Consider the following 8,191-nt stretch of genomic DNA (forward strand, 5'->3'; position numbering starts at 1 on the left):
GCGGCTTCGTATCTGGGCGGCCGGCCGCGCCGGATTGATGCCAATCGAGGAAGCCGAGAGCGTTTTCACGACGATGAGTGACAGAACGTTCTGGGGTTTCGAACACGAGCGCGATCTGTTGTACTCCATCAGGGATCGATGGGCAGAGATGTCCGAAACAGGACGAGCCTTGATCGAGGCCCGAATCCTACAAGCTCCGATCTCGCAATTTGATGGATATGAGCCGGATGAAGCCAAGGAGAGCGCCGCGCATGTGCGGCTCAATGTACTGCAATGGCTTTCGACCAATGGCATCGAATTCGGATTCGACATAAACGCCGAAATGCGCCGACTTCGGACGATTGCGCCGAGCTGGCGCGAAGAGGCGGCTGAGTACACCGCTCAGCCAAGAATTGGTCCCGTCCGTTCGGTCAGGATGGATAATGACCCATCCAGCATCCTGGATGTTCCTCCCAATCGGCTTTTGCCCATCGAGGCGGAAGAACGGCGAGGGCGAGACTATACGGAACACAATCCGTTCGCCGGATACTCAGTCAAAAAGCCGGCGAGCGCCATTCTGGCTTTGCACAGTGCAATGCGGCGCAACGTTAATACGGCTTGGCACTACTGGCATAGTTTCCTCAGAGCAACGAGCGAAACAGCGACCACGCAACGGCAGGACGCGATCGTCGTCGCTCTGATCCGGAAGCTGTCCCCCGACGATATTGTTCGATTATGGTACCCGTTAATCGAGTGGCTTTCGAAACGTGCGGACCGGTTCGAGGCACGCGGGCAGGGCGAGTTCGATGCGATCTGGGACAAGATCATCGAGACAGCCAATCTTCATCCATCCACTTACAAGCAGAAGCCGGGGCGAGACTGGGCTTTCGAGGCTCTGAATGCTGCTGTCGGTCGGCTGGTAACCGCGCTCATGAACGTAACTTTGCCGGAAGGACAGAATGAAGTTCCAGCCACCTGGATTACTCGCTTGACCAAGGTGCTCAAACTGCCCGGCGATCACGCACGGCACGCGCTTTATCACGTGGCGCGTAACACGAACTGGTTTTACTTTTATCAGAAGCCTTGGATGGAGGAATATGTGCTGCCGTGCGCCTTCGACGACGGGCCGAACAGCGATGTCTTCTGGGCGGGATTCTCGGGAATGCGCCATATCCCTGATCCAGCGCTGCTTGCACAATTGAAGCCTGCGATGCTTGCTAGGATCGGTTCAGGCGGCAGGTCGGAACGGAACCTTGTTGGATATTTATTGAGCGGCTGGGGTAGTAAACAGCATGATCAGATCGTCTCGGACGCCGAGCTTCGCGACATGTTGATCCTCGGCGATCATACGCTGCGGCTGGCAGTGCTGAATTTTGTCGGTGACTGGGCAGCCGACGCACCGGAATGGCGAGACATGGTGTTGCCGTTTATCAGCAGGATCTGGCCGAGACAACGCACAGTGCGGACGCCAGAAATGTCCGCTGCCCTGCTTCGATTTGCGTCTCGCTTCCCCGATCGGTTTGCAGCAATCCTCACCATGGTGAACCGCCGCCTTGTGGCTGTCTCAAGCACACATAACCTGCATCTCAAATGTGAAATTGCAGATCTTGACGAAGAGGCGACCCTCGCATTGATCGCCGCTCTGGAGAAACTGCTCCCGGACGAGCGGAGTGCATGGCCCTACCGTTGTAAAGAGATTGTCGACGCTTTGGCGGCGTCCGGGCGCGGTCGCGGCCCAAGCCTTGACGGTCTTATTCGTAGGGCGGCAGAGCGAGAGGCTTAAACCAGACGGAAACAGTTTGGTCATCATCAGAGACGAGGAGGTTTCCTTTTCGAAAACCACCCGTATAAAAGCTTCAACGAACACTTACCTCGGTCGAAAGTGGTCAGAGAGATCGACCGCGTCCGCAAGTAAGCACGCTCCGTGATGTGATCATTCTAAATAATTCCCCACGCCCGAAACCTCCCCCTCCCCGTCATCTCCCTCAACCCGAGTTCCAAAACAATCCGCCGCGCCGCCTGCGGCGTCACCTCGAGCGTCTTGGCCACCATTTTGGCGGACACCAGTGGCCGCGCCATCACCAGTTCGACCAGCTCCGGCAATTTGGACGATGTCCGCCTCCCCTCCAGTTTTCGCTCCATCATTGTTTTCGCAAGCGCCAGTCGGTCATGCTCTTTCACCCCAATCTCAGCGGCCGCCATCAGCCCGTGCGTTATCGCGAGCAGCCGGGTCTCCCGGTCGCGACGCCGGCGCCGATCGACGGCAATGGTTTTGAGGCCGAGGTTGACGGCGGCGAGATGGGCGCCGGTAGTAATGCCGGCCTGGCGCAGGATCGCGGCGCAAAACAGCCGGCCGAGCCAAGGGGCGTGCTGCAGGACGGCAAGCTCGTTCCAGGCATCGAGGGCGATGATCGCCCGCAACACCGCCGGCAGATTTTCCGTCTCCCGCAGCACCGTTCGCCATTCCTCCAGCCGCTCGTCTTCATCCCAGTCAAGATCATAGACCAGCGGACTTTTTTCGCGAGCCCGCACGCTGGTGGTTGGGCCGGGCGTCTTTGCTTGCTCGATGGCRGCGTCTGATCGAGCGAGCACTGCATCGATGGCGGCGAACTCTTCCGCCAGCGGGCCAGCGTCATCATCGTCCTCCCCCTCCCCTTCAGCGGCTTCGCCGGAATGCACCACGCCAATTTCTTTCTCGACGTGGCCGTCGCCACCAAATGATGCTGCAGGCCACGCCTGCCGCAGGCTGCGCAGGCCATCCGGCGACAGCGCCCAATCGGGGGACTGGCCAGAAATGCGCCGGCGGGTGCGCAAAACATCGCGGGCGATGGTGAGTTCGTGGGTGGGGGTGCGGATATCGCGGGTGGCGTCGTGGAGGACGAGGTCTTCGAGGTGGACGAGTTCGCCGTCGATCCACAACGAGGCGCAGGCGTCTGTGAAGTGGGCGCGTTCGAGGAAGCCCTGTCCGACCGGCGAACGGGCGATGCGCTCGTCGAGACGGGTGAGCGCGACGCCGGCGTCCGAGATCGGCCGCAGCAGGCTTGTGATGGGCAATTTCGTGATATCGTAAGCCATTGAAATAATGGTAAATGATTTGCTAAAGGAACTCTATACGAAAGTTAGTATTCCTCACAKGGTATGATTGGGATTTGGTATCTTAACCATCGATAAGTACTGGTTATCGATGGTAGATTGATTTGGCGGCCCAAATCAGAAAGAATCGCAGCAAATCACGGTCCCAGCGGCTGGCGAAACCCGCGATTTTGGAGCGTCCGTGGCCAAACCCAGAAAATCACAGACTTCCGTCGAGCGGCGCGCCGAAGAACTCGACACCATTGCCGCCGTCCTGCCGATAGAGCGCCGCGACGAACTCGCCAAGCTTTTGACCGACCAGGACGTCGAGACGCTGCGCCATCTCGTCAACCAGGGCATGGGCGACAACACGCTGCGGGCGCTGACTTCCGACCTTGCCTATCTGGAAGCCTGGGGACTGGCGGCGACCGGACAATCCCTGCCCTGGCCGGCACCCGAGGCGCTGCTTTTGAAATTCGTCGCGCATCACCTCTGGGATCCGCAGCACCGCGAGACCGATCCGGATCACGGCATGCCGGCCGACGTCGACGAAGACCTTCGGAGCCAGGGTTTTCTCAGATCCGCAGGCCCGCACGCGCCATCGACGGTGCGCCGGCGGCTGGCGAACTGGTCGACGCTGACCAGATGGCGCGGTTTTGACGGCGCCTTCGCCTCCCCTGCCCTCAAATCAGCCATTCGGCTGGCGATCCGAGCCGCGCCAAGACAACGTCTTCGCAAGAGCGCCAAGGCGGTCACCGGCGACGTCCTGGCAAGACTGCTGGCGACCTGCGCGACCGACAGTCTGCGCGATCTCCGGGACCGGGCGATGCTGATGGTCGCCTTTGCCTCCGGCGGTCGCCGGCGCAGCGAGATCGCCGGGCTGCGCCGCGAACAGTTGACCGTCGAGCCGCCCATTCCGGTCGAAGGCGGGAGCCCCCTCCCCTCTCTCGCCATCCATCTCGGCCGCACCAAGACGACCAGCGGCGACGAGGACGACGTTGTCTACCTGACCGGTCGGCCGGTGGAGGCGCTGAATGCCTGGATGGTGGCCGCCAAGATCGACAGCGGCAGCGTGTTTCGGGCGATCGGGCGATGGGGGACTGTTTCGCGACGGGCGATCGATCCGCAGTCGGTCAATGCGATCATCAAGCAGCGGGTGGAACTGGCTGGATTAGAGCGTGGGGAGTTTTCCGCGCACGGGCTTCGGTCGGGATATCTCACCGAGGCCGCCAACCGGGGTATTCCACTCCCCGAGGCGATGGAGCAGTCGCGTCATCGATCGGTGCAGCAGGCATCAAGTTATTATAACAGCGCAACACGCCGGGAAGGCCAGGCGTCGCGTCTTCTTGGCTAGCCGAAAAGGGTAGGATCGGTGCAGCTCAGAGCATATCCGGGAATGGGGTGAGTGATCGGGCTAAAGATGATTCCAAGAAGGTGTCTGAAGCCTGAATGGACGGGTCATGTGGAACCCGACCTGACGGATGCAGAGTGGGCGGTCTTCCGCAGCCGGCGCCAAGGGGCGCAAGCCAGCTTGGCCGCTGCGAGAGATCATCGGGCACCTTCTATGTTTGCCAGGAAGAAGACCCTGGCGTCTGATCCCGAAGGTCCTGCCTCCCAACAGTACGGTGTTCGGCTATTTGTGCCGTTGGCGTGACGCCAGTGTGTTCACGAGGATCAATCACTGCCTCGTCATGGCGGACCGTGAGCGGACCGGCCGCCAAGCCTCTCAGAATGCCCCTGTGCTGGATAGTCAGAGTGTCAAAACGACCGAGGGCGGCTGTCGGCACGGCTATGCTGCGGGCGAAGAGATCCTGATGCAAGGGCGAAAGGAAAGAGACTCAGTCGCCAAGAAGATAGACGCCGTAATGAGATTGATTGACGCTAAAACGTTCCCACGAAACAGCAAGGCGACTCGGGCTCGGTTGCTCCACGGACTATGGGGAAATGCGTCAGCTGGGGATTAGCCGGCCTTGCGTGGAAAGCATGCAATGATCCTGCTGTGTCTAAACCGCAATGAACCAACGCGATGCCCTCTGAAGCCGGTCACGCAGCAAGTCGAGGCGATCGCCGCGGAGTTGTTCGAGGTCACCCGACCCAGATTGCCGACCCGCCACGCCACCTCTCCTCTCAGCTTTCGGCCATGGTCATCAGCGCGCTGATGGCGTGCTCTGCGAGGATCACGCCTTCTTCCCCGAGCTGTCCGACAAGGTGATGACCCACCTATCTAGCTTCGACAAAATCATCAAAAAAAACATTAACTTTCAGTAAGTTAGAGCTGCGGTCAGTTGACCAACCGATCATGCGCTGTCTTTGGTCCTCTTGCCGCCGGTTAATGAATCTCCGGCCCGCCATTGCTGCAACACGGCGGACCCGGGGTCGGCACAATGAACGAAAGGAACCACCGTGGCGAGAAATTCGTCAATTGAGGGCCCGAGCGATGGGTCGGCCGAAGATCGGCTGGTCGACATCGACCTTGCTCGCGGTTTGGCTGTCTTCGGCATGTATGCCGCTCATGTCGGTGGTGACCCCATCCCCGACGACCTAGGACTGATCGGGAATCTGATGGAGCTACCCCTTGGGCGGTCGTCTGCCCTGTTTGCCGTATTGGCCGGTTTTTCAATCATCCTGATTACCGGCCGCAAGGCGCGGAAATCGGGGGAAGCAGGTAGACAGGCCGTTGCCAGAGTCGCAATTCGTGCCCTTGTTTTGCTCGCGATTGGCTCTATCCTGACCCGCCTCGGTACAGGGATCGCAGTCATCCTGAAAACCTACGGAATCTGCTTCCTCTTGGTACTGCCGCTCTATCGGCGCAGCGCACARCAGCTCGGCTTGCTCGCTGCAGGGACCGCATTAGTTCTCCCGCAAATGCGCTTCCTCCTTAAGTTGTTTGGCCCCGAGGGGAGTTTGAACCCGGTGTTCGACTTCATGGTCCACGGCGCCTATCCCGCGATGACCTGGGTTCCTTTCGTGATCGCAGGTATGGCCATCGCACGCCTTAGCCTTAATACGCAAGCAATGCATTGGAGGCTTGGCCTAGAGGGGGTCGCGCTGGCCGTGTTGGGCTATGGGGGATCCTGGCTCGCGTTGCGTTTGCTGCCTGTCMCAGCCGTTTTTCGGGAGCCTCTTGATTCGTGGTGGTATCTCGACTCTCCCTGGTCGCTACTGGTTGCCGCACCTCACAGCGAGACGACGTTCTCGATCCTGGGCAACACCGGTTGCGCAATGATTGTCTTGGCGGCTTGCTGGCTTGCTATGGACGGGCTCCCGCATCTGCAAAAGCTGGTCTGGCCAATAATCGCGGTCGGCTCTATGTCTTTGACGGCCTACGTGCTGCACATTGTGGGAGTAGCCTATTTAGAGCGCATTATGGGAATAGATGCGCTTGAAGAAGATGGGAGCCTGTCTGTGCTCTTTGGTTTCGTCGTGGTTATAAGCACTTTCGCCGTGCTTTGGCTGCGCGCCTTCCAACGAGGACCGATGGAAGTGCTGATGGGTAGGATCACAGATCTCGCGCATCACATCCGCTAAGCACCACGTCGCCCCGACTCTGATCTACCCTTATAGGGATTGATGATACCGACTTGCCTTCGTGCCCGCCGCGCGCAGTGACGGTCAAGTGGGCCGACGGCCAATCGCGCCGCGACCTACCCTTGACCGTCACGAGCACAGCGCCAGAGTGTTCTGGTAGGAGGCACCTTAAACGGTGCAGACAGGATTCCGGAGCGGAGCTCGCCATCAGCAGGCGCGCGCCCGTATCCGATCGATTGGCGAAAAGCCGACCGCGAGGCCGACGAGAACGGCAAGCCCGACAACTGTGTAGAGCCCGACCGCCTCGCGTGGCTTGTGCTCCAGTCCGGTTTTCCACCGGCCGGTCGAATATGGCGTAGGCTGCCGATCCTGCCAGCACAGGCACGGCGAGCAGCCCGGTACCAATGCTACCCGGGTTGAATAGCGCGAATATTGGTGGTGCCGAAGATCGCCACTACCATCGTCGCCGTCGCTCCGTCAGAGCGAGCTGCGGGGTCACCGTTCGCAAGGTAACCTCGGTCCATTCGGTCTCAACTGTCAAGACGACGCCGACATATCAATTGCCTTGCCGAAGCGTGCTCGGCAGACGCTTTTCTTTGCGGGCAGCACTGATGACGCTTCTCGTCGCAGGCGAAAGCCATACTCACCGTCGTGGCCCGGCACTTGCTCGCTCCATCGCCGCTACCATTGTGCTAGTTTTTGCCTCGTTGTTTATGCTGATCGGACCGCCCTCGGCCTGACGACCTCAAATTGGTTCGTCTTGCTGATAAGATCGCTGAGTTTTCGGAAGCCGAATGTCGCGGGTCGAAATCCGGCGCCAGATTCAACAACTGCTTGCCGACGGTGCCCAGGTTGACCCAGCCGTCATCGCTATCCTCCTGGGACAGTACCTTCTTGATCAGCGGCACGGCCGATGTTGCCGGCTGCAGCGGCTTGTCTGTGGATGCAGTATTCTGCTCGTCCTTGATCGCGCCAGGAAGCAGGTTTTCGGTATAGACGAACCGCCGGCAGGCCTGGCGAAAACTTTCCGGTGTCTTCTGCTCGCCGAAGCCGAACACATCAACACCCTGCTCACGGATCCGGGCGGCAAGCCGCGTGAAATCACTGTCCGAGGACACTAGGCAGAAGCCGTCGAACCGACCGCTGTGCAGCAAATCCATTGCATCGATGACCAAAGTGATATCGGAAGCATTCTTTCCCGTTGTATACGCAAATTGCTGCTGCGGGATAATCGCGTGCTTTGCGAGTACGTCCGCCCAACCCTTGGAGCGCGTGCCGGAAAAATCACCGTAGATGCGACGCACGCTTGCCTCCCCGATTTTGGCTACCTCTTCGAACAGCCCGTCGGCGATTTTAGCGGATGTATTGTCCGCATCAATCAAAACAGCCAGGCGCGGAGATCGAGTTTCAGACGGCATTGCTCTTCCTCATTTTTACAACGGTCTCGAAGGCCAGCAGAGCACGACTCGGACCAGCAAGGAACTTCATTTAACTTGCCCCTCGGACCGAGCGAAAACCTACCTTGTCGGATGATGTCAGTAGCCGCCAGCCGAGCTGATCTACCCTTCCCCGCTCCAGCATCCGCCGATCGCAAAACCCTGACAGCTGTCAG

The 8,191-nt window shown here is 59.5% G+C and carries 3 protein-coding genes and 3 pseudogenes; 4 read left to right on the forward strand and 2 right to left on the reverse strand.

What is annotated here, in order from left to right:
• A pseudogene (locus AC1D1Z_RS30845) lies at positions 1-1,762 on the forward strand (SIR2 family protein); the annotation flags it as partial.
• Between the two features lie 155 nt (positions 1,763-1,917).
• Here AC1D1Z_RS30845 and AC1D1Z_RS30850 read toward each other — a convergent pair.
• Entirely contained in the window at positions 1,918-3,063 is a 1,146-nt protein-coding gene (locus tag AC1D1Z_RS30850) for an RHE_PE00001 family protein (RefSeq protein ID WP_477852645.1), read from the reverse strand.
• Positions 3,064-3,253: 190 nt separating this feature from the next.
• Between AC1D1Z_RS30850 and AC1D1Z_RS30855 the strand changes: the two genes are divergently transcribed.
• The 3 genes and pseudogenes from AC1D1Z_RS30855 to AC1D1Z_RS30865 all read left to right on the forward strand — a co-directional run bounded on the left by AC1D1Z_RS30855 (position 3,254) and on the right by AC1D1Z_RS30865 (position 6,579).
• Positions 3,254-4,405, forward strand: a complete 1,152-nt coding sequence (locus AC1D1Z_RS30855; protein WP_130806930.1) for a tyrosine-type recombinase/integrase — start codon at positions 3,254-3,256, stop codon at positions 4,403-4,405.
• A gap of 66 nt (positions 4,406-4,471) precedes the next feature.
• Positions 4,472-4,886 (forward strand): annotated as a pseudogene (locus tag AC1D1Z_RS30860) (transposase); the annotation flags it as partial.
• A 568-nt stretch (positions 4,887-5,454) separates the two neighbouring features.
• Complete coding sequence (locus AC1D1Z_RS30865) at positions 5,455-6,579, forward strand: DUF418 domain-containing protein (RefSeq protein ID WP_477852643.1); 1,125 nt, start codon at positions 5,455-5,457, stop codon at positions 6,577-6,579.
• A 643-nt stretch (positions 6,580-7,222) separates the two neighbouring features.
• Here the strand turns inward: AC1D1Z_RS30865 and AC1D1Z_RS30870 are convergent.
• Positions 7,223-7,997: pseudogene (locus tag AC1D1Z_RS30870) on the reverse strand (NYN domain-containing protein).
• Positions 7,998-8,191 lie beyond the last annotated feature (194 nt).

Source organism: Rhizobium sp. P1_E1 (genome assembly GCF_056406015.1).